Below are 21,024 nucleotides of genomic sequence, written 5' to 3'. Positions count from 1 at the left end.
GCGGTCACCGTCGCCACCGACGTCACCGACCCCGAGCAGTGCGCGGCGATGGTCGGTGCCGGCCTCGACGAGTTCGACAGGGCCGACGTATTGATCAACAATGCGGGCGTCGGTACGGCCGTCCCCGCGTTGCGCGAGCGCCCGGAGGACTTCCGCAAGGTCATCGACCTCAATCTCAACGGCGCCTACCGGTCGGCCCAGGCCTGTGCGAGGGTCATGAAGCCAGGCTCCAGCATCGTCAATGTCGCCAGCAGTCTGGGCCTCATCACGTCCTATGCCCCGCAAGCCGCGTACTCGGCCGGCAAAGCCGGACCGATGGGCCTGACCCGGGACCTGTCCGCACAGTGGGCGGGCCGCTTGGGTATCCGGGTCAACGCCGTGGCGCCCGGCTACTTCGCCAGCGAGATGACAGCGCCCGTGCCCGAGGACCTGCTGAAGGGCTTCGTCACGGAACGCAGCCCCCTCGACAGGCCGGGCCGGCAGCACGAACCGGACGCGGCGGTCCTCCTTCTGGCGTCGCCGGCCTCCTTGTACATCACCGGAAGCACGCTCGCCGTCGACGGCGGCGTGTCCGGCCACTGAAGCCCCGCCCCGGCTTCGGCCCTGCCGGGGCCCGACGTCTCCGGCCGGGACGGCGCGATCACCCGAGCCGGCGCTGATGCGGTCGAGTTGGGTGATCGTCGACGTGTGGGCGGGAGTATCCGCAGTGGCAGAGGACTGTCGCGAGCCCGCGGAGGGCTCGCTCACTTCGGGAGAACTCCTCCGGTGAAGACGTCGCGGAGGCCGGCAGCCGCGTCCACGACCGCGTCGGTGGCCTTGGTGAAGGTGCCGATCTCGGTGAAGAACCCGTGGAACACCCCTGGGTAGCGGCGGCACAGCACGGGGACGCCTGCCTCCTCCAGCCGCCGTGCGTACGCCTCTGCGTCGTCGCGCAACGGATCCACTTCCGCGGTGACGAGATGGGCGGGGGCGAGACCGGCCAGGGTCGCTGCCCGGAGGGGTGTCAGGAGTGGGTTGGGGGCAACGTCCTCGTCGCCCACGTACTGACGCCGGAACCAGCGCGCGTCGGCGGTCCCCACCAAGGGGGCGTCCGCGAACTCGGTCCAGGAGGGGCGTTCGTAGGAGTCGTCCACCGCCGGGTAGACGAGGATCTGGAGTGCGGGCTGGGGCAGTCCGCGGCTGCGCAGGTCCAGGCAGAGCGCCGCGGCCAGACCGCCGCCGGCCGAATCGCCGCCGACCGCGATGCGGTGTCTGTCGATGCCGAGCGCCGCCGCGTTCTCGACGAGCCAGGCGTGAGCCGCCCTGGTGTCGTCGACGGCGGCGGGGAACGGGTGCTCGGGGGCCAGCCGGTAGTCGACGGAGACCACGACGCACTCGGCGTGCAGGCTGAAGAGACGGCACACCTCGTCGACTCCGTCCAGGCTGCCGACGGTGAAGCCTCCCCCGTGGAGGTAGAGCAGGCAGGGCAGGCCGGCATCGTCTGTGCCGGGCGTGCGCGGGCGGTAAGTCCGAACCGGCACCGAGTGGTTCACCCCGGCCGGGTCGGTCCAGGTCGCCTGCTCGTCGGCTACGGAGGCGACTCGGGTGAGCCGGGGTGGAGGCTGGGGGGCCGTGAACCTCCGCACTCCCTCGACCCCGAGGGTGTGCAGCGGCCGGGGGAGTACCTCGGCCAGAAAATCGGCCGCCTGGAGCGATTCGGCGTCGAGGAGCCCGCGCCAACCAGGTGGGGAGTCCGCTCCGGTCTTCACGGGCCCTCGCCCGGCCGGACTGCCGTCCGCGGCGGGAGACGATGCCGAGAGCTTGCCGGGAGGAGAAGTCACAGGGGCGCTCCTTGTGCGGGGACCGTGGCATGACCTTGCCCATAAGGCGTGGTCGTGAGACTAAGTCATCCGTACGACTTTTGGCAGGGGTCTGCCCGGGGTGTGCCGGCGGGCTCTGCGGCCGAACGGCCGGGGCGGGCACCGTGCTCCGCACCGCACCGCACCGCCCCGACGTGGCGGCAGGTGCGGAGCCGGCGTCGGGTGAACGGATCGCTGCTCGGACCCGAGGACGGTCGGGCAGGGCGGAGCAGGGCGGCCGCGGGCGCTCGCCCCCCGAAGACTTCAGGGGGCGAGCGCCCGCGCCGTGATCGGGCGGGAGGACATGCCTGTCGGGTCAGTTCATGTCCTTCACCAGCTTCGAGACGAAGGAGAGGCCCTGGCCGGTGTGCGAGGCCGAGAGGTCGCCGTCGAGCGGGGTGACGGTCGCGTAACCGTCCCTCAGGAGTCGGTGGTCGACGTCCCTCCGGTCCGATCCGGCGTTGACGGCGGAGACGTCGTAGTCGCCGTCCCCCCGGAGCGTGTACGTGGTCGGGAAGGGGTCGATGGTGTCGAACTTCGCCGCCCTGGCCCCCTTGAGGCCGTCGAAGGGGTAGTTGACGTTGAGACCCAGACCTTCGGGCAGAAGCCGCCGACAGTCCTCGGACGACTCCTGCAGGCTGCGCAGGAGCTTGACCACGAAGGCCGATGTGCCCTCGAAGTCCGGTTCGCGCGTGGCGCCTTCGTCGTAGTCCCAAGGAGACTCGGAGCTGACGGCGATCGAGGAGACACCGCGGTCCATGGCGGTGGTGACCGCGCCGACCGTGCCCGAATGGTTGGTCACGCGGGAAGTGTTCTGCCCGTAGTTGGCGCCGGACACCACGACATCCGGGTACCGGTCGACGGGGAGCGTGTGGAGTGCGAACGCCACCGCGTCGGCGGGAGTGCCGTCGACGGCGAGGATGTGGTCGTCCTGTGCCACCGGTCGGGACACCTCCAGCACCCCGCCGTACGCGATCCGGGCGCCCATGCCGGACTGGTTCTTCAGCGGGGCGACCATCGTCACTCGGTGGCCGTCGGCCTCGAGCGCTCTGTAGACCGCCTGGATGCCCGGTGCCGACCAGCCGTCGTCGTTGGTCAGGAGCACGTCGAGAGGACCTCTGCAGGCCGGGCGCGCCTCGACTGCGGTGGCCGCGCGGTTCTCTCCGTCCGTCGCGGCGGTGACGGAGGGGCCGGCCACACCGAGTGCCGCCAGACCGAGAACGAGGCCCGTCGTCCTGCCTCGTCTACTCATCGTGTGTTCTCCGATCCTCGGGGTGAGAGCGCCCCTTCCCGGGGGGCGCTCGCCTCGCCGTCCAGCGGCGGAGGTTGGGGCCGGCCAGAGCCGGTGCGGTGGTCGGGAGGACCTACGCGCCCTGCTTCAGCAGGGCTTTGAACGCGCCGGGGTGGCGGGTGGAGGACAGCGCCGTCGCGACGAGAACGCCGGCCGGGAAGGCGGCGGCGACCAGGTATCCGACGGTGTAGAGGTAGGGCTTCGGCACGCCGGGGATCTCGGGGATGTACGCGAGGGACAGGACGGTCGTGGTGACGGCGGAGCCGAAAGCGGCGCCCATCATCATCGCCGTGGCCGGGATTCCGGCGGCCATTCCGGCCTGGTCCTCGTCCACCACCAGTTGCGGAATCGCGAACGAGCCGCTGTAGCCGGCGCGACTGCCGAGACCGACGAGGGCAGAGCCGACGAGGTACTGCCATGTGTGGTCGTGGGCGAACGCCAGCCACACGAGTCCGAGGCCGCACAGCGCCGCGCCCGCGGCCAGCACGGCGCCGGGGCGTCCCTGCTGCACCACGCGTTCCGCCGCCTTGCCGCTGATGAACATGGTCAGCGCGAACGGCAGCATGAGCAGGCTGGTCCCGAGCGCGTCGGTGCCGGAGCCGTAGCCGACCTCGGACGGAGTCTGGGTGTAGTAGCTGACCAGCAGGACGAAGGCCGTGTCGACGGCTCCGAACAGGAAGGACGCCACGCACGCCGTCGTGGTGTACGGCCGCTTCAGCATGGCGAGGTCGAAGACCGGGGCGGCCGACCGACGCTGGGCAAGGACCCAGGCGGCCCCGGCGACGACTCCGAGGGCGAGCAGCAGGTAGCACACATTGCCCCAGTCGCTGGTCTGTGCCATCGCGAGCAGCACCAGCGTCACCCAGGCGATCATCCACACCGTGCCCCCCACGCCGATCCGCGCGGAGGATGCGGGGCGCGAGTGCGGAACCACCGCCAGCAGCGCCGCTGTGGTCGCCGCGAACGCCGCTGCCAGGAGGTAGAAGAACGTCGACAACGACAGGTACTTCACCGTCAGTCCGCCGCCCACCATGCCGACGACGACCCCGGTTCCGGTGGCCATGATGAGGACGCTGACCGCGGTGGCCACCGAAGAGCCGGAGAGGTGGCGGCGGAGGAAGCCGACCGGGAGCATCTGCGCCGCGCTGCCGAAGCCGAGCATGGCCGAACCGACGAGCAGCGCAGGGTACGTGTCGACGACGGCGGGGATCAACGCGCCCGCGGTCAGAACGATGCCGGACCGAAGGAGCATCGTGCGGTCGTCGACGATGTCCTGCAGGCGCGGGATGAGCACGAAGCCGGCGCCGCTGCCCAGGAGCATCGCGGTGAGGACCCAGGTCACGGCCGAGACGTCGATGGAGTAGTGCCTCTGCATCAGGGGCAGAAGGGGCCCCAGCATGAAGTTGACGGCGATGGTCACCGTGCACAGCAGCGCGGAGACGCCGATCAGCGGGACCCGCTTGCTCGAAGACGGGGCTGCGGCACCCGTTCCGGTACTGAGCACGGCCTCGTTCGCTCTTGCCATCGTGATTCACTCCCGTGCGAGATGAGGACCGTCGCCTCGGGCAGAGCCCGGTGCCGGCGGCGTGTGAGGGTGGGTCTCGACGTGCGGGGCACGGCTCTGCCGTGGCAACGCCAGGGCCGTTGCCGGTGCGGGCGGCTGTGGTACACAGTGCGCCGCGGCACCGCCGCTGGGCGTAAGCGCGTCACCAGCAGCCAGGGGAGGAACTGCGTCGGGCGTGCCCTCACCCGGCTGCCCGCCCGGTGTCGGTGAGGACCTTGCTCTGCGCGGAGAACGCGAGTCCGGCGAACCCGGACCGCTCGGCGAGTTCGAGGTTCTCGACGACCGCCCCGACCACCCGGGCGCTGTAACCCGCGGCACGCATGGCGGTCAGCGTGGCGCGGGCACCCTCGGCGAAGGTCTTCAGCGTCGCTTGGTCGGTCTCGTGGGAGTCGTGCGCGATCGCCTCCGCCGTCTCCGGCGCCACCGCCTCCAGCAGGGAGATCACCTGCGCCGTCGTCGAGGCCAACGCCTTGGGGGTCAGGCCCTGATCGATCGCGTAGGTCGCCGCCTCGACGTAGGCGCTCAGGGCCGCGATGAAGAACGTGCCGACCATGCTCCCCTCCAGCACTCCGGCGCCGCGCACCTCGTCGGAGAGGTGCTGCGAGGCGCCCCCGAGGCTCATGAAGACGTCCTGGTGCTCCTCCCAGAGCGCGGCAGGGCCGGACACGGCGACCATTCCGTGGGGAGAGCCGATGTCCTTGGGGTAGGAGCCGATGAACCCGTCGAGGTAGGCGGCGCCTCGCTCGCCGGCCCAGCGCGCCATTTCCTCGGCCTCGTCGGCCGACCCGCTGCCGAGGTTGACCAAGGTGGTGGTGTCCCAGTCGGTGACCGGCTGGAGCGCCGAGCGCGTGCTCTCGTAGGTGTTGGTGCAGGCGATGCAGATTCTCGCCGCTGGCACCGCTTCGACGGGGGAATCCACGGGCGAGACGCCGGACTCGGCGAGCGCGAGCGCCCGGTGTGGCGAGCGGTTCCACGCGGCTACGGAATAGCCCCGTCCGGCGAGGGTGCGCGCGAGTGCGGAGCCCATCAGCCCGCAGCCGATGACCAGAACGTCGTACTTCTTCGTGCTGCCCATGAACCTGTTCCTCTCGATGGCTGCCAAGTCGCTCGTCACTTCCGGTCGGCGGGGCGCGCGCACCTCTGGCCCACGTCGTCGGCGTCCCGCACACCGGCGCGACCACCCGGCGCGATGCGAGGCGCATACCGACGGCGACGGGTTACGGCACCACCGGGGAAACGCAGACCGACCGGTCGGGACGGCTCCTTCTGCTTTGACCTTGATGGCTGGGACCGCCGTCCGGCCAGGGCACGTCAGCGCAGGTTCGAGGAGGACGTGGTGTATTTCGCACCTTGCGGCATCCGGTTGGGGCCGGGCACTGTGCCCCCTTCCCTTCCACGCCTACGATCGCGGTGCATGAAGATGCTGTGGCCCGACCCGTCCGAGCGGGTGTGCGAGCTGATCCGGCAAGTCGCCGAGAGCCGGCTGCCGGTGCCGGACGAGGTCGTCGACCAGGTGTGGCGGGCATCGCAGCGCGAGGCGCGGCAGCGCGCGTACGTCGACGATCCTGTGCTGTCGGAGGCGGACCGGCGCCTCTGCAAGGCCAACATGACGCATTGGCTCGTGTCCAACATGCGGGAACCCGGCCGCCGGGTGGCCCCGGCCAGGGACCGCGAGATGCTGATCATCGCCAGGGACCTGGTGCTGCGCGGCATGGACCTGAACGAACTCGGGTCCTGGCGTGCCGCCCAGAGGGTCGGGTGGGGGCTGTGGGTCGACCAGTGCTTCGCCGTGACCGACGACCGCGATGAGCTGCGCGAACTGATAGAGGTGTCCGCCAACTCGCTGACGACCTACATCGACGACTCCATCGCCGCGGTCGGGACCTACGCCGACGAAATCCGCGCGGAAATGGGCTTCGGCGCCCAAGCACAGCGTCACACGACGGTCCAGTTGCTGCTCCAGGGCGCGCGTATCAGCCGCGCCCGTGCGGAGGAGCAGCTCGGTTATCCGCTGGCGGGGCATCACGTCGCGGCTGTCCTGTGGGTCGATTCGCCGGTCGATGCGCATGAGCTAGAGCGAGCCGCAGAGTGCGTCATGTGGACGTGCGGTGCAACCCGCCGCCTGACCCTGCCGCCGAACACGTCCGCGCTCTGGCTGTGGCTGCCCGTTGCCGAGGTGCCGCCGACGGCTGATGTTCTGCACATCCTGGAGAAGACCCCTGGCGTACGCGCGACGCTCGGACGCCCCGGATCAGGCCTCTCGGGTTTCCGGCAGAGCCACCTGGACGCTGCCGCGGCACAACGCCTTCTTGCCCGAGTCGGATCACCGCGACAGGTCGTCCGTTACGAGGATGTGCACCTCGTCGACCTGCTCACAGCCGACCTGAACCAGGCCGATGAGTTCGTAGCCCGCACGCTCGGCGACCTGGCGACCGCGGACCCGATCCTGCAGCGCACGGTACGCACGTACGTTGCCGAGGGCTACAGTGTCTCCAGAACCGCGGACCGGCTGTTCGCCCACCGCAACACCATCGACCGGCGCCTCGCCAAGGCCCGCACCATGCTGCCGCGCCCCCTCGACCACGACCCGACGAGCGTTTCGGCCGCCCTCATGCTGGTGGAACTCCAACAGGACCAGGGGCCCGGCTGTTGACCGATCGCCGGTGGTGGCTGATGAGGATCGGCTGGGCGAGGAAGTGGGGGAGGCAGGGCGCGGGAGAAGCGAAAGGTCTTGCCGGCACGGACGCCGAGCACCGGGTCCCGGCTGTCGTCGGTGTGCTTCCGCAGCTCCCGTCGCGAAGGATGCTGGTGTTGTGGACCACCGTCCTGTCCGCGGCGCCTACACGACCGGTGGCATGGGGCTCATCGGCACCCCCGCCTCCCACGAGGCGTTCGAGACCTGCGACGGGTTCCTCATCGTCGGCTCCTCCACCCCCTACTACGAGTTCTGGCCCGAGCCGGGCCAGGCCCGCGGGGTGCAGATCGACCTCAACGCGGACCGTATCGGCATGCGCTACCCCGTCGAGGTCGGCCTCGTCGGCCACGCCCAGGGCGTGCTGGAGCGCCTCCTGCCGCTGCTGGAACGCAAGACCGACCGGTCGTTCCTCGACACCGCGCAGGAAACCTACCGGCGGTGGTGGGAGCTGATCGGCGAACAGGCCGCAAGCTCCGGCACCCCCATGCGGCCGCAGGTGGTGACCTGGGAACTGTCCAAGGCGCTCCCCGACCGGGCGATCGTCACCGGAGACGCCGGCACGGTCACCGCGTGGGCGGCCGCCTGCGGCTGCGCAAGGGCATGCACTACTCCTTCTCCGGCACCCTGTGCAGCATGGGCTCCGCCCTGCCCTACGCCATCGGAGCCCAGTGCGCCCACCCCGACCGGCCGGTCGTCGCGTTCACCGGTGACGGCTCGATGAGCATGGGCTTGGGCGAGCTGGCCACCCTCGCCCAGTACGACCTGCCCGTCAAGGTCGTCGTCCTGCGCAACGACTCCCTGGCCCTGGAGGTGTGGGAACAGACCGCTCTGCTCGGCAACCCCCAGTCGGGCTGCGCACTGCACCCCGTCGACTTCGCCGCCGTCGCCCGCGCCTGCGGCCTGAAGGCTTTCCGCGTCGACGACCCCGCGCAGGCCGCCGAGGTGTTCGCCGAAGCCATGGCGACCGAGGGTCACTGCCTGATCGAATGCGTCACCGACCCCTACGAGGCACCCTTCGGCGAGAGCCTCCAGCCCTCCCACGCCCAGCACATCGCCCAGGCGTTCGACCGAGGCGAGCCCGCCGCCCGGAAGATGGCCCGCAACCTGCTGGAGGACGACCGGGTCGCCCTCTCCCCGGCCCTCCAGCAGCACTACGACGCCCTCGCCCGCCACCGCTGACCCATCCCCTCCCGCTCATGGGTGCTTGTGGACGGCGCCTTCTTTCATCACGAAGTCGACCTTGCCGGTGATCCCGATGTCGGTGAACGGGTCGCCGGGCATGGCGACGATGTCGGCGGTCCGGCCCGGCGCGAGCACGCCGAGGTCGTCGAGTTCGAGCAACTCGGCGGCGACACTGGTCGCGGATTTGAGGGCGCGGGCCGGTGTGATGCCGGTGGAGACCATGGTGGGGAACTCCTTCCAGTTCTCCGCGTGGGGGAACATGCCGGCGTCGGTGCCGAAGGCGATCTTGACGTCGGAGTCCGCGACGTGGTCCGCGCCGTCCAGCAGGGCCTTCTGATGGATCCTGTACTTGTGGCGTTTGACGGCGGGCTGGTTCGCCCAGAAGGCGTCGTCGTCGACGTGGCGGGCGTCGTCGAGGGTGGTGAACTGGGTCGGCACCAGGTAGACACCCTTGTCGGTCATGAGTTGCAGTGTGTCGGCGGTGGCGAGGTTGCCGTGCTCGATGCTGCGCACCCCGGCGTGCACCGCGCGGCGCACCCCCTCGTCGCCGTAGCAGTGCGGGGTCGCGTGGCGGCCCAGGTCCCGCGCGGTCGCCACCAGGACGTCCATCTCCTCCTGGCTGTACGTGGTCTGCCCAGGGTCGTCGGAGGGGCTGGAGAACCCGCCGGTGGCGCCGAACTTGATCCAGTCGGCGCCGGCGCGGATCTCGGTGCGGACCCGGCTGCGGATCTCGTCGCGGCCGTCGGCCGAGGCCAGTTCCAGGAGCCGGTGCCGGCCCTGGTACTCGCCGGCCAGCACCCCTGAGAAGTCGCCGTGCCCGCCGCGTGCGGAGATCAGGTGCGGGGCCACCAGCATGCGCGGGCCCTCGATCAGCCCCGCGGCGATCGCGTCGCGCAGATCGACGGTGTTGTACCCGGCATCGGCGGTCATCAGGTCCCGGATCGTGGTGAAGCCGTTGAGCAGCATCGCCCGCAGCACCGGGATCGTCGCCAGCGCGGTCGCCGCGGCCGAGCGGGTCAGGACCGGGAAGATCGCCGGGGTGACGGTGACGTGGGTGTGGCAGTCCATGAACCCGGGGGTCACCGTGTGCCCGGCCAGGTCGATCACCACGGCGGCGAAGGGCCGGGGGATCTCCTCGGCGATCTCGGTGATCCGGCCCTTCTCGACCAGGACGTCGCGGACTCCGGCGGGTGCGTCGCTCAGCCCGTCCCATACGGTGGCGCCGGTCAGCAGGGTGGTCATCGGCAACCCTTTCGGCAGAAGGGCGCACGACGGGCCGGTGGGCCGCCCGTCGGCACACTCGACACCAACGGTTTCCCCCTCGTTCCATCAGGGCACCGTTCGCAGCCGCCGGCAACCCGGGGGAGGGGCGCCGGTCCGTCGGCGCGTGGTCAGCGGACGACCGCCGCGTGCTCGGCCGCGGTGCGTTCGGCGGCCGAGAGGATCGCTTCGACGGCGCAGTTGTAGATCGCCTTCTGGGTCACGGCGGTCAGGTCGTCGATGTGCTTCGCGGTCGCCGGGTACTGGCGCTCGGGCAGGTGGGAGTAGACGCGGGTCCAGGCCGAGTCGTCCTTCTCGCGGTCCTCGGGAGCGAGTGAGCTGAGCGAGGCGGAGTGGGCGCAGAGGCCGAGGGCGGTGTCGATGAAGGCGCGGTAGAACAGGACGGCCCGGGCCGGGGGCAGGCCGGCGCGTTCGAAGGCGGAGAGTAGAAGCTCCACCATGCGGTGCTCGGCGGGCCCGCCGGTGGTGCGGGCGAAGCTGAGCAGGGTGATGGCCGGAAAACGGTTCTGGCAGGACCAGGTGACGTCGGCGATGCGGCGCAGGGTGTCCTGCCAGGCTTCCCCCTCGGGGATGTCGCCGATCTCGTCGAGTTCGATCTCGATCGTCCGCTCGCACAGCGCGAGGACGAGTTCGTCCTTGTCGCGGAAGAGCCGGTAGAGGATGGAGACGTCCACGTCGAGCTCCTGGGCCAGCCTGCGCATGGTCAGGCCGGCCGTGCCCTCCCGCTCGGCGAGCTGGAACGCGGCGTTCACGGCGGCTTCCCGCCGCACGCTCCTTCGCTGGCGCGGGCCGGTCCTGCGGGCGGCGCCCGTCCTGGCGTCCGCCGGGGCCTTGGGTGCCGTGTTCTTCGCCATGAGGTTCGGTCTTCTCGGTCGGGGGCCGGGTGACGACCTTACCAACGGGACGGAATCACTGTTGCCAACGCCGTTGACAACAGTATGGCGGATCAGGTTCCGTGTCGCAGGCCACACCGCCGCCGACCCCGCCCGACGGGCTCGGCCGTGGATGGCCGTACCTGTGCGTTTCCGACACGGCCCGTCCGTCAACTCAGGAGCCCTCATGAGCCGGTGCCTACGCATCGCCCTGGTCCAGACGCCCGCGGAATCCCTCGACGACTTCGCCGACGGATTGCGCAGGCGCATGAGATCCCCCAACGCCGCCCAGCTCGTCGTCTATCCGGAACTGCACCTCTGCTCGCTGGGCGTGGACTCGATGCCCGAGCAGGAGGCCGTCGACCTGTACGCGGAACCGCTCGACGGCCCGCGCGACCGGATGCTCGGCGAGCTGGCCCGCGAACTGGGCATCTGGCTCGTTCCCGGAACGGTCCTGGAGCGGGCGGAGGACGGTTCGGTCCACAACACCGCGGTGGTCTACGACCCGGACGGAGAGCGGGTCGCCCACTACCGGAAGATCTTCACGTGGCGCCCCTATGAACCGTTCCGTCCCGGACGCGAGTTCGTCGTGTTCGACATACCCGGTCACGGCAGGGTGGGCCTGTCGATCTGCTACGACAGCTGGTACCCGGAAGTCACCCGGCACCTGGCGTGGATGGGCGCCGATCTGGTGATCAATCTGGTCCAGACCCCGACGACGGGCCGGATCCAGGAGATCCCCCTCAACCAGGCGAACGCCATTGTCAACCAGATATGGGTGGCCAGCGTCAACGGCGCGTCCCCGACGGCCCACGGCGGGACCCTGCTGGTCGACCCCGAGGGGCACTTCCGGATCCCGGCCGCCGGCATGGAGGACGCCACCTTCGTCGGCGTCGTCGACTTCGACCGGGTCGGGGCGGCCCGCTCCCACGGGACGAGCGGTGACTCCTGGCCGTGGGAGCACTTCCAGGAGGGTGACAGCCGTCTCGAACTGCCGCTGTACAACGGCTACATCGTCCCGGCCACCTGGCGTCCGGCCGTTCCTCCTCGGACGCCCGCCCCGTTGCGTCCCGCCGCCGGGAGTGCCCCGGAGGGCGGTGCCGGCCGTGAGTAGGACCTCCGCGGGGCTCGCCCCCAAGCTGTCACTGGCCTCCGTGGTGACCTTCGGGCTCGCCTACATGGCGCCCAGTCTCGTGATGGTGCTGTTCGGTGTGATCGCCGCGGCCAGCGCGGGCACCGCCCCGACCGCGTTCCTCGTGGCCACCGCGGCGATGTGCCTCACCGCCCTCAGCTACGCCAAGATGGCCCGGCACTTCCCGGTGTCCGGGTCGGCGTACGGCTACGCCCGCAAAGTGCTGGGCGGGCGGGCCGGGTTCCTCGTCGGCTGGCTGGTCCTGCTGGACTACCTGTTCCTGCCGATGGTCGCCTGGCTCGTCCAGTCCGTGTACCTCAACGCACAGTTCCCGGCCGTCCCGGTCTGGGCGTGGATGCTCCTGAACGCCGGGCTGACCACTCTGGTCAACATCGTCGGCATCTCGCTGGCCGACCAGGTCAACAAGCTCCTGACCGCGCTCGCGTTGTTCGTGGTAATGCTGTTCGTCGCCTGCTGCCTGGTCCACCTCACGGACCACGGACCGCAGTCGTACACGGCACCGCTGTGGAACGCGGACAGCGGACTGACCGGGATATCGGCCGCCGCCGCCGTCGCCGCCTACTCCTACCTCGGCTTCGACGCCGTCACCACGCTCTCCGAGGAGACGCGTGACGCGCGACGCACCATTCCCCGCGCCGTCGTCCTCGTCGTCGCGATCGGCGGCCTGCTGTTCGCCGCGGTCGCCTACATCATGCAACTCGTGCACCCGGGCGGCCGGTTCGCGAATCCGGACATCGCCGGGTACACGATGTCCGTGCAGGTCGGCGGTCAGGCCTTCGCCGACTGGACGAACACGGCCGCCATCGTCGGAGGGTTCGCCTCGGGCCTCGCCGTGCAGCTCAGCTCCAGCCGCCTGCTGTACAGCATGGGCCGGGACGGCGTCCTGCCCCGGCGGATCTTCGGCACGCTGCACCCCCGGACGCAGACACCGGTGCTCAGTCTCCTCCTCACGGGGGCCATGTGCCTGACCGGACTGGACATCGGTCTGCAGACCGCAACGTCGTTCATCAACTTCGGCGCGTTCACGGCCTTCACCGCGGTCAACGTGTGCGTCGTGCTCTTCCACCTCCGCAACCGCGACACCAGCGGCGGTGGTGTCCTCGGGTACGTCGTCGCGCCGGCGCTCGGCGCCTGTGTCACCGTCTACCTGATCACCCGGCTGAGTGCGGACGCGCTCACCATCGGCCTGCTGTGGCTCGCGGCGGGCTGCGGTTACCTGCTCTGGCTCACCAGAGGATTCCGCCGCCCCACTCCCGAACTCGGTCTTGAGGACGAGCGCGCTTCAGTTGCTTCCTGAGCCGGAGGCCGCACTTGCGCCCACGGGCGTAGGACAGGCGAGGAGGAGGGCAACGTCGTCACGCGAGCCCGGGCGCGCTAGGCCCACGCCACGAACGGGGCGAGGAACGAACCCATCCCACGAACCAAGCCAGTGGCGCTCGCGGTTGCTGCCCCCTCCAGGACCGATGACGACAATTTGCTCACCGTCGGCGGTCCGGAACGCCGCTGACCTGCGCAAAGACGCGCAGGCCTCGCTATGTTCTGGAACTGGATCGGCCGGTCGCAGGACGAGATCGAACAGGCCCGCCGGGACTGGATGGAAGGGACGCGGTTCGGCGAGGTGAAGGGGTACGACGGCGCCCCGCTGGTCGCCCCCGAGCTGCCGGCGACACCGCTGAAGCCACGGGGAAGGCGTCGCTGACCTGCGAAATGGCCGACAGGCTGGTGACGGCCGGTCGGCCGGTCGTCCTGCTCCGCCCCCCCACTCGCTCGCCAGGGAACAAGGCCCGCCGCTACCACGCTCACCACGCACGTGACGACCTCATGTCATGCTGTCCCGCAGCGACTGCGAAGCAGTTCCACCCCATCGCCTTCGAGATCGTCCACGTACGCCGCACGCCCCGTCATGGCCATGATCAAGGACACGGTGCGGCCGGACACGAGGGGCCCCGAACCGCTGGTGAACGGGCTGTCATCGGCCACTAGTCGCAGGCCGCTGATGCGTCCCTTGGCGACGACCACGAGGTCTGATCCCTGGTAGTACTCGGCCGTCTTCGCCACGACATCGACCGGATAGTCACGGCGGATGCCCAGCGGACGCCGGATGTCTTCTCCGTGCACGATCGTCTCGCCCAGCATGGCGATGGCAGGCAGGGGAGGCTTGGTCGTGCTCGGGACGATGCGCCGGAAACGTTCAAGGGTCTCGCCCGGGGTCGCGCCGAGCTGCTGGGCCAGCCGCATGGCCACTTGTTTGTCGAAGTCGAACCGGCAGCGGATCACACCCGCCAGCCAGCTCATCGTATTGAGGCTCGCGCCCGCGGTCAGATGCGCCAGCACCTCACGCACTGTCAGGCCGGCGCAGAGCGACGGCGTCGCCCACCGCTCGTCCGTCAGGCCCGCCAGGTCTGCCGCCAGCGCCGCTCGCTCAGCGCGGATCAAGGGCCAGATCCCGGCCCCACGACCGCGGTCCGCTGTCGATGCCGCATTACTCATATGGGCTGTACTCCTGTGCATCGTGATCTGCGTTGCCCGGCCCGCGGAGAGAACCTCCGACAGGGCCATTCCGGAAGAAGACCGTTGCTCCCGAGCAAAGTCATCGCCAACGGACGAACTTTCCGGACCCGTCTGATCCCCCTGCCCTGAGCGTCGCTGCCCTCGCCGCGACGGCTCTCTGCGCGGATTGGGCCATGGCGAGCTTCAGCGAGTGAGCTCGTCGGACGTGACGGCCAGGCAGGCGGCCGTTCGGGCAGCAGCGCGAGGGAGGCGAAGGCACCAGCCATGTGAATGAAGAACAGGACCTTCTTTCGGACGCACAGGGCGACTGAGTCACGCACGTGTGGTGCCCTGTTCCGCTGCCGTCCGTGCTCGGCGCTCGGTGCTCCAGTAGAGGAGAGCGACGATCGGGAGGGCACCGCCGAGGAGGGTCAGGGCGGTCCAGCCTCCAGCGTGGTAGACGAGGGAGCCGAGCTGGGATCCGGCTGCGCCTCCGGCGAAGAACATGGCGATGAAGGCGCTGTTGAGGCGGGCACGGGCAGCCGGGTCCAGTTGGTAGACGGTGTGCTGGCCGAGGATGAGGCTCGCCTGGACCGCCACGTCGATGAAGATCGCGGCCACGGCGAGCAGGATGACGCTGTGTCCGCCGAACCCGGCGAGTGCGAAGGCCAGGGTGGCCACCACGAAGGCGATGCCTGTCATGGGGCGTACGCGCCCTCGGTCGGCCCAGTGACCGGCGAACGGGGCGACGGCCGCGCCGGCCGCGCCGACGAGGGCGAACACACCGACTCCGACCGATGAATAGTGGAAGCGCGGGCCGGTCAGGACGAAGGAGACCGTGGTCCAGAACGCGCTGAACGCGCCGAACATGGCCGCCTGGTAGAGGCCGCGGCGCACCAGCGCCGGGTGCGTGCGCACCAGCCGGAAGGTGGAGCGCAGCACGTGGTGGTACGGCAGGGCCGTGGTGGGCGCATGCTGCGGCAGGGCCGTGCGCAGGGCCACGGCGAGCACTGCCATCAGGGCGGCCGATCCGAGGAAGACGACGCGCCAGCCCGCGAGGTCCGAGACCAGGCTGCTCAGCGTGCGGGAGAGCAGGATGCCGGTGAGCAGGCCGCTCATCACTCGGCCGACGATACGGCCCCGGGCATGGTCGGGAGCGAGACTTGCGGCGAACGGCACGAGGATCTGGGCGACGACCGAGGTGGCGCCGCTGACCAGTGAGGCGATCAGCAGCATGGGGAAGCTGGTGGCCAGCCCCGCTGCGAGGAGGGAGAGGGTGGTGACCGTCAGCAGGACGGTGATCAGGTTGCGCTTCTCCAGCCGGTCGCCGAGCGGAACCAGGAAGAGCATGCCGACTACGTAGCCGACCTGGGTGAGAGTGATCAGCGTGCCGGCCGTGGCGGTGCTGGTGTGGAACACACCGCTCAGCGTGGACAGCAGGGGCTGGGCGTAGTAGAGGTTGGCGACCGTCATGCCGGAGGCGACCGCCAGAAGCGCGATCAGCCAGTCCGGCACGCCGTGGGGTGCCTCGGAGGTCCGGGGGCGGCGCGGGCTCTGGGCGTCGGTTGATGCGGACATGTACACCTTCTTGACAGGTGAGCCGGACCTACGGCTCGCAACGGAAGCGTCATGCGGTGACGGCAGCTTCTTCGGTGCCGTCACGCAGGCGTAAGCGCTGGGCCGAGCTCCGCTCTTCCGCAGCCGGCGCGATGGTTCGTGAAGTCAGTCATCTTGATCAGAGATGAACCAGCGAAGCCCACGCGCGATGAGTCCGGTCTGGCCCGCGGCCCCCTCGCGCATATGCGCGATCTGTCCTCTTGAGCAACTTCCCGGGCAAGGAGGTGACTTCAGTTGGCCGGTCCGCTGTCGGGCTCAGCGGGGGGAATCATGTGCATCGCCGCCTCCTCCGCCGACGCGCCGGCCCCGTCCAGCCCCCCGTCGGACGCGAACAGGTCGGACTCGGTGTTCGTGTGACTGCCATCGTCCGGCGCGACGAGCCGTCCCGCTCGCTCGTGACCGACCTCGTCGTCGACCAGTTCCGCATCGGTGTCCCAGACGTCGCCGATTCCGTCGCCCTCCGGGACACCGATGTCGGGCAACTCCTCCGAGAGGCGCTCATCCAGGCTCTCCCCCCCCGCCACCGGTCCGACGCCGTGACACCGGTGTGCTCCACGCCCCACGGCTTGTCCGGGGGTGAGTAGCCCTCGTCCAAGACCTCGTCACCGCTCCGGTGATCCAGGGTGTCGGACGCATCCAGCACACCGGCGTCGTCCTGCACCTCGGCCCCGTCCGGCTGGTACACCTCGTCGCCCATCAGGTCTGCAGTCATCTGTTGTGTTTGTCCTCGTTCCGGCCTGGAGGGAATCGTCATCCCCATCGAATCTGCGATGCACCGGTCGTGCCCGGCCGGTGGTGGCGGCTGTTTCGTCATGGTGGCGTGCCGCTGTGGTCACTGGATCAGGGGGCGTCGCCTGCTCGGAAAGGGCTCACCTGAGGTACCGATGCCTTGCCCGTGTTGGAGACCTCGCCACCGGTCCAGCGCACCGAGATCGAGGTCGTCTCGTCGGGCGGAGTGATGAGCAGAGCCGCCGGTGTCACTGTGGTGACACCGGTGATCGCCGGATTGGCGAACGTCATGGCCGACCAGGCGCTGGCCCCGGGAGTGAGCGTCACGGTCGGTTGCTCCTCGCCGCGGGCCCGCTCAGGGTCCGGGGTGACCGCGTCGCCTCGGCCGTCGACGAACGCCACTCCGGGAAAACCGCGGACCCAGCACGTACGGCGGGAACCGTTGGTGAGAACCACGGCGAAGTTCGACTGGCCGGCTCCGGGGTGGTTGCCCCCGACGGACGCCCGCAACTCGGAGGTACGGCAGCGGCGTCTCATGGCCGGTACGGCGGAGCCGGGTGACGACGCTCCCGCGTCGAGGGTGGCGGTCGGGGACGGTTCGCGGGACGGCGTGGAGGTGCCGGTGCCGGCAGGCCCCGGAACGGGGGTGGTCTCTGCCGGTGACGAAGAACCGGGCGGAGTCGGGCCGGCTCCCACGGCTCCGTCCGTGCTCTGGTCGGTACACCCGACCAATACGCTGCAGCAGAGGAGAGCGCTTGGCAGAAGTATTCGGTGTGTCATGCCGCTTTCCCTGGTTACCGACTGCGGGCTCACTCGCCCGGGGCTGTGCGAGCGGCGAGCAGGTTCGGGTCGTTGTTGGTGAAGTAGGCGCCGCTGGCGATATAGGCGGTGGTGTCCCGTACGGCGAGTGAGGTCGGGTTCTCGAGTCCGTCGGCACCGGTGAGCACGACCCTGTGCCGGCCACCGGGCTTGACCAGGGCAATCTCGTTGTCCGCGTTGATCGCGGCCAGGAGCGTGTCACCGTGGCCGGTGAACGCGAAATCGTCGATGTTGACCAGACCGGTTGCCCGGGTCTCGATGGACCCGGCCTTCTGGTGCCGGTTGACCGGGATGCGGAGGACTGTTCCCTTGTCCAGGTTGGACACCCATACCGCGCCCTTGTGAACCTTGATGCCATTGGCTCCGAGGAATCCGGCGGCTGCCAGTTCGGGGGCGGTGGCCCAACGAGTGGACGAGCCCCCGCTGACGGGCACCCGCCAGACGGTGCCGAGGACCGAGTCCGCAACGTACAGCTGGCGTTCGTGCTGGTCGATGGCCAGGCCGTTGGGCAGACCCTCGGCCGGGAGCGCGGCGATGCGCTCAGGGCTGCCGCCGGGGCGCAGGCGCCACACGCCGGTCAGATCGCTGCTGCCGGTGGCGTACAGGAAGTAGAGGGTTCCGTCGTGGGTGCGGACGACGCCGCCGAGGAAGGGGGACGAGAGGGCGGGAGTGGTGGCGCCGGCCGGTTGTTCGGGCAGGGTGGCGAGGATGCGCACCTTGCCGTCGGGACTGATGCGGGCGACCTGGCGGCTGTAGGCGAAGGTGACGACGGCGCTGCCGTCGGGTTCAAGGGTGATGTTCTCCGGTCGCTGTCCGCCGGCCATGTCCAGGTGTGCGACGAAGCGGACACCTGTCGTAGGGCCGGCGGTCGCCGTGGTAGCCGGGCCGGCCGTGGTTACGGCGAGGGCGGCCACCGCCGCGGAGGCCAGGAGGCCCGTGCGCGTCTTCGTCAGGAGCTTGGCCATGTGAGCTTTGTCTTCCTTCTCTTGGTGTCGAACCAGGCCGCGGGGGCCGCCGGTCAGGTCTCGTCGATGCGGCCACGAGTGGCCGGCGTAGGTCAGTGACCGGAACGGAGGGAGCGAGCGGCGCGGAGGATCAGGTCGGTGACGGGCCCGGGATCGCTCACGGACACGGCATGCGGTGCGCGGACGGTGACGGTGTGAGCGCGGGCACGCTTGGCCATCCACCGCTCGGCGGCCGGTGGGACGTTGCGGTCCTCGGTGGCGACGAGGTACCAGCTGGGAATCGTCTTCCACGCGGCGGCGGTGGCCGGCTCCTGGAGCGCGGCGAGCGTGATCGGTCGCTGCCCCGCGGCCATGACCGGGACGCTTGTCTGGTCCCCATCGGTGTCGACCGGGAGGCGGGCGCCTCAGTCGGGCCATTCCTTGCCTGGCTGCTGTACGCGGTCCACGTCAACGGGGAGCCGGCGGTCGGTGCGCAACCAACACTAGGGCTGCCGGGGAAGCAGAGTTGTCCGTCTGTGTCCTGCTATTGGCCTGTCCGTGCTCACACGGGACTCAGCCGCTCCACTCGGTGAGGAAGCCCAGGAGCTCGCGGTTCGCGTGTACGCAAAGGGTGCGACCCGCAGATGCGGGCCGCACCCTGGTTGCGGCATCCACCACACCCGGCCGTGCCGGAGTCAGTGCTGGAGAGCGGAACCGTCCTCGGGCGGCGCCAGGAGGACGGCCGCCCGGCTCCGGTGAGCGACGGCGTCGCTGACCCGGGGGTTGACGAGCGCTTCGAGCGACCCGCGGTGATGAGGGCTGAGGATCAGGAGGTCGGCCTGCCACTCCTCGGCGGCGGAGGAGATGGTGGTGGCTATCTGAGTCGTCAGGGCGTTGACGACGGTGCCCTCGGCCTCGACGCCCGCGTCCCGCAGCGAGGTGAGCGCCTCATCGAGGACGGCCTTGGCCTCCACATCGTCCTCCAGAGAGACCACGGCGGCGAGCGTCGCCGTGGAAGGAGCGACGTGCAGAACACTGACCCTGGCCCCGGTCAGTCGGGCCATGTCCCCGGCCAGGCGTATGACGGAGTGGCGCGCGGGGCTGGGATCGACTGCGACGAGAATGCGTTGAAACATTTCCTTTGTCCTTTTGTGAGTGTGCATCAAGACCGCACCGGGACGCGGCCTGCAGGGGGACGTCCGAGCCTCATGAACAACCGTGTGGTGCCGGTGTGTTCCGTAGGGGCGGGCCTTCCCACCCGATGTCCCGCACCGGCGTCACCGGCAGGCGGCCACTGGTGACCGACCTTCCCCGTGGAACAGTGAATCCGGGCATCACCGCGATGCGGACGCCTCCAGGGTGGGCGTGCCCTTCTGGGCAATAGTCTGTGCGTTCCTCGACAAGCGGCCCGGCCGCCGGGTCCTAGGGTGACGGGAAGAATTGCGCTTCTGTAATCTTTCGAGGTTCATCATGGAACAGCATCTCAGCACGGTCACGTGCCCAATGACGGCACGCGTCAGTGCTCTGAAGGGGCCGCCATTGCCGTTGCCGGCGGAGTTGCGCTACGGGATCACTGACCCCTATACCGTTCGCCTTTCCTTCGGGCCGTCGACCGGACCACCCGTCACCTGGGTGTTTGCCCGTGAACTGCTCGCCGAAGGGTTTAGGCGTCCTACAGGCTCCGGTGATGTGCTGGTGCTTCCCGGACACGGACGAAATCCACATTCCATCCGCATCGTCCTGAGTAATTTTGCTGGCACGGCACTCGTCGATCTCCCGGCCGCAGGGGTGGCTTCCTTCGTTCGGGAGACCTTCACCTTGGTGCCTTGCGGGGCCGAAAGTGATCACCTGGACCTCGACGGCGCCATAACTGCGTTCATGGGGAGAAGCAGTAGGCCGTAGTTCTGACTTCTCTGACGAATCCCTTGCCGAAAAAGGAGATCTCAATGCCTCGGACAATATCGGCGCCGACCATGCAGTTCGGCGTCTTCTCCGTCGGTGACGTCACTCCGGACCCGACCACCGGGCGTACGCCGACCGAGCGTGAGCGCATCAAGGCCATGGTCGCCATCGCGCTGAAGGCGGAGGAGGTGGGGCTCGACGTCTTCGCGACCGGTGAGCACCACAACCCGCCGTTCGTGCCCTCGTCGCCGACGACCATGCTCGGTTACATCGCGGCGCGTACCGAGCGGCTGATCCTGTCGACCTCCACGACCCTGATCACCACGAACGACCCGGTGAAGATCGCCGAGGACTTCGCGATGCTCCAGCACCTGGCGGACGGGCGGATGGACCTGATGATGGGGCGCGGCAACACCGGTCCGGTCTACCCGTGGTTCGGCAAGGACATCCGTGAGGGCATCAACCTGGCCGTGGAGAACTACGCGCTGCTGCACCGGTTGTGGCGTGAGGACGTGGTGAACTGGGAGGGCAAGTTCCGCACTCCGCTGCAGGGCTTCACGTCCACGCCCCGCCCGCTGGACGGTGTCGCGCCGTTCGTCTGGCACGGCTCGATCCGCTCTCCGGAGATCGCCGAGCAGGCCGCGTAC

Annotated in this window: 18 protein-coding genes and 4 pseudogenes; 9 read left to right on the top strand and 13 right to left on the bottom strand. The window is 69.7% G+C overall.

The genetic code is table 11. The features are described from left to right. Window positions 1–6 precede the first annotated feature (6 nt). A pseudogene (locus IEZ05_RS31230) lies at window positions 7–582 on the top strand (SDR family NAD(P)-dependent oxidoreductase); the annotation flags it as partial. 161 nt (window positions 583–743) lie between these two features. Here IEZ05_RS31230 and IEZ05_RS31225 read toward each other — a convergent pair. From IEZ05_RS31225 to IEZ05_RS31210, 4 genes are all read right to left on the bottom strand, one after another. Continuing rightward, window positions 744–1,748 carry an alpha/beta hydrolase gene (locus tag IEZ05_RS31225; RefSeq protein ID WP_189233657.1) on the bottom strand — a complete coding sequence of 335 codons (1,005 nt, stop codon included), beginning with the start codon at window positions 1,746–1,748 and terminating at the stop codon, window positions 744–746. 406 nt (window positions 1,749–2,154) lie between these two features. Next, a complete protein-coding gene (gene surE / locus IEZ05_RS31220) occupies window positions 2,155–3,090 on the bottom strand; it encodes a 5'/3'-nucleotidase SurE (RefSeq protein ID WP_189233656.1) in 936 nt (311 codons plus the stop codon). 112 nt (window positions 3,091–3,202) lie between these two features. Further along, entirely contained in the window at window positions 3,203–4,654 is a 1,452-nt protein-coding gene (locus tag IEZ05_RS31215; RefSeq protein ID WP_189233655.1) for an MFS transporter, read from the bottom strand. Window positions 4,655–4,874: 220 nt separating this feature from the next. Continuing rightward, on the bottom strand, window positions 4,875–5,768 hold the full coding sequence (locus IEZ05_RS31210) for an NAD(P)-binding domain-containing protein (RefSeq protein WP_189233654.1): 894 nt from the start codon (window positions 5,766–5,768) through the stop codon (window positions 4,875–4,877). A gap of 339 nt (window positions 5,769–6,107) precedes the next feature. Between IEZ05_RS31210 and IEZ05_RS31205 the strand changes: the two genes are divergently transcribed. The 3 genes from IEZ05_RS31205 to IEZ05_RS36875 all read left to right on the top strand — a co-directional run bounded on the left by IEZ05_RS31205 (window position 6,108) and on the right by IEZ05_RS36875 (window position 8,567). After that, window positions 6,108–7,346: a PucR family transcriptional regulator gene (locus IEZ05_RS31205; RefSeq protein WP_189233653.1), complete on the top strand. Its 1,239-nt coding sequence runs from the start codon at window positions 6,108–6,110 to the stop codon at window positions 7,344–7,346. A gap of 160 nt (window positions 7,347–7,506) precedes the next feature. Beyond that, on the top strand, window positions 7,507–8,109 hold the full coding sequence (locus IEZ05_RS36615) for a hypothetical protein (RefSeq protein WP_229869944.1): 603 nt from the start codon (window positions 7,507–7,509) through the stop codon (window positions 8,107–8,109). After that, window positions 8,022–8,567, top strand: coding sequence for a thiamine pyrophosphate-dependent enzyme (locus IEZ05_RS36875; protein ID WP_268255241.1), 546 nt, complete (start codon window positions 8,022–8,024; stop codon window positions 8,565–8,567). Before IEZ05_RS36615 ends, IEZ05_RS36875 begins: the two co-directional genes overlap by 88 nt. A gap of 15 nt (window positions 8,568–8,582) precedes the next feature. On the opposite strand, the gene IEZ05_RS31195 is transcribed toward IEZ05_RS36875, so the two are convergent. Together IEZ05_RS31195 and IEZ05_RS31190 are read right to left on the bottom strand one after the other, a co-directional pair. Continuing rightward, on the bottom strand, window positions 8,583–9,812 hold the full coding sequence (locus IEZ05_RS31195; RefSeq protein ID WP_189233652.1) for a metal-dependent hydrolase family protein: 1,230 nt from the start codon (window positions 9,810–9,812) through the stop codon (window positions 8,583–8,585). 149 nt (window positions 9,813–9,961) lie between these two features. Beyond that, window positions 9,962–10,705, bottom strand: coding sequence for a TetR/AcrR family transcriptional regulator (locus IEZ05_RS31190; RefSeq protein ID WP_189233651.1), 744 nt, complete (start codon window positions 10,703–10,705; stop codon window positions 9,962–9,964). Window positions 10,706–10,910: 205 nt separating this feature from the next. On the opposite strand from IEZ05_RS31190, the gene IEZ05_RS31185 reads away from it, so the two are divergent. The 3 genes and pseudogenes from IEZ05_RS31185 to IEZ05_RS31175 all read left to right on the top strand — a co-directional run. Then, entirely contained in the window at window positions 10,911–11,837 is a 927-nt protein-coding gene (locus IEZ05_RS31185; RefSeq protein ID WP_189233650.1) for a carbon-nitrogen hydrolase family protein, read from the top strand. Further along, complete coding sequence (locus tag IEZ05_RS31180; RefSeq protein ID WP_229869943.1) at window positions 11,830–13,173, top strand: APC family permease; 1,344 nt, start codon at window positions 11,830–11,832, stop codon at window positions 13,171–13,173. The genes IEZ05_RS31185 and IEZ05_RS31180 overlap by 8 nt, the downstream gene beginning before the upstream one ends. A gap of 231 nt (window positions 13,174–13,404) precedes the next feature. Beyond that, a pseudogene (locus tag IEZ05_RS31175) lies at window positions 13,405–13,575 on the top strand (pirin family protein); the annotation flags it as partial. A gap of 125 nt (window positions 13,576–13,700) precedes the next feature. Here the strand turns inward: IEZ05_RS31175 and IEZ05_RS31170 are convergent. From IEZ05_RS31170 to IEZ05_RS31140, 7 genes and pseudogenes are all read right to left on the bottom strand, one after another. Continuing rightward, a complete protein-coding gene (locus tag IEZ05_RS31170; protein WP_189233648.1) occupies window positions 13,701–14,366 on the bottom strand; it encodes a maleylpyruvate isomerase family mycothiol-dependent enzyme in 666 nt (221 codons plus the stop codon). A 333-nt stretch (window positions 14,367–14,699) separates the two neighbouring features. Further along, on the bottom strand, window positions 14,700–15,944 hold the full coding sequence (locus tag IEZ05_RS31165) for an MFS transporter (protein WP_189233647.1): 1,245 nt from the start codon (window positions 15,942–15,944) through the stop codon (window positions 14,700–14,702). Window positions 15,945–16,213: 269 nt separating this feature from the next. After that, window positions 16,214–16,695: pseudogene (locus tag IEZ05_RS31160) on the bottom strand (DUF5709 domain-containing protein). 128 nt (window positions 16,696–16,823) lie between these two features. Continuing rightward, window positions 16,824–17,249, bottom strand: a complete 426-nt coding sequence (locus IEZ05_RS36605) for a DUF4232 domain-containing protein (RefSeq protein WP_229869942.1) — start codon at window positions 17,247–17,249, stop codon at window positions 16,824–16,826. Between the two features lie 272 nt (window positions 17,250–17,521). Then, on the bottom strand, window positions 17,522–18,496 hold the full coding sequence (locus IEZ05_RS31150; protein ID WP_189233645.1) for an SMP-30/gluconolactonase/LRE family protein: 975 nt from the start codon (window positions 18,494–18,496) through the stop codon (window positions 17,522–17,524). 92 nt (window positions 18,497–18,588) lie between these two features. Then, window positions 18,589–18,852 (bottom strand): annotated as a pseudogene (locus IEZ05_RS31145) (alpha/beta fold hydrolase); the annotation flags it as partial. 318 nt (window positions 18,853–19,170) lie between these two features. Then, complete coding sequence (locus tag IEZ05_RS31140; protein ID WP_189233644.1) at window positions 19,171–19,611, bottom strand: universal stress protein; 441 nt, start codon at window positions 19,609–19,611, stop codon at window positions 19,171–19,173. Window positions 19,612–19,945: 334 nt separating this feature from the next. On the opposite strand from IEZ05_RS31140, the gene IEZ05_RS31135 reads away from it, so the two are divergent. Both IEZ05_RS31135 and IEZ05_RS31130 read left to right on the top strand, forming a co-directional pair. Continuing rightward, window positions 19,946–20,377: an SsgA family sporulation/cell division regulator gene (locus IEZ05_RS31135; protein WP_229869941.1), complete on the top strand. Its 432-nt coding sequence runs from the start codon at window positions 19,946–19,948 to the stop codon at window positions 20,375–20,377. Window positions 20,378–20,448: 71 nt separating this feature from the next. Continuing rightward, window positions 20,449–21,024: LLM class flavin-dependent oxidoreductase (locus tag IEZ05_RS31130; protein ID WP_189233749.1), on the top strand; the 576-nt coding region annotated here is incomplete at its 3' end.

The sequence above is a fragment of the Streptomyces flaveolus genome (assembly GCF_014648815.1).
Classification (GTDB): Bacteria; Actinomycetota; Actinomycetes; order Streptomycetales; family Streptomycetaceae; genus Streptomyces; species Streptomyces flaveolus.
This window is presented reverse-complemented; position numbering and strand designations above follow the sequence as displayed.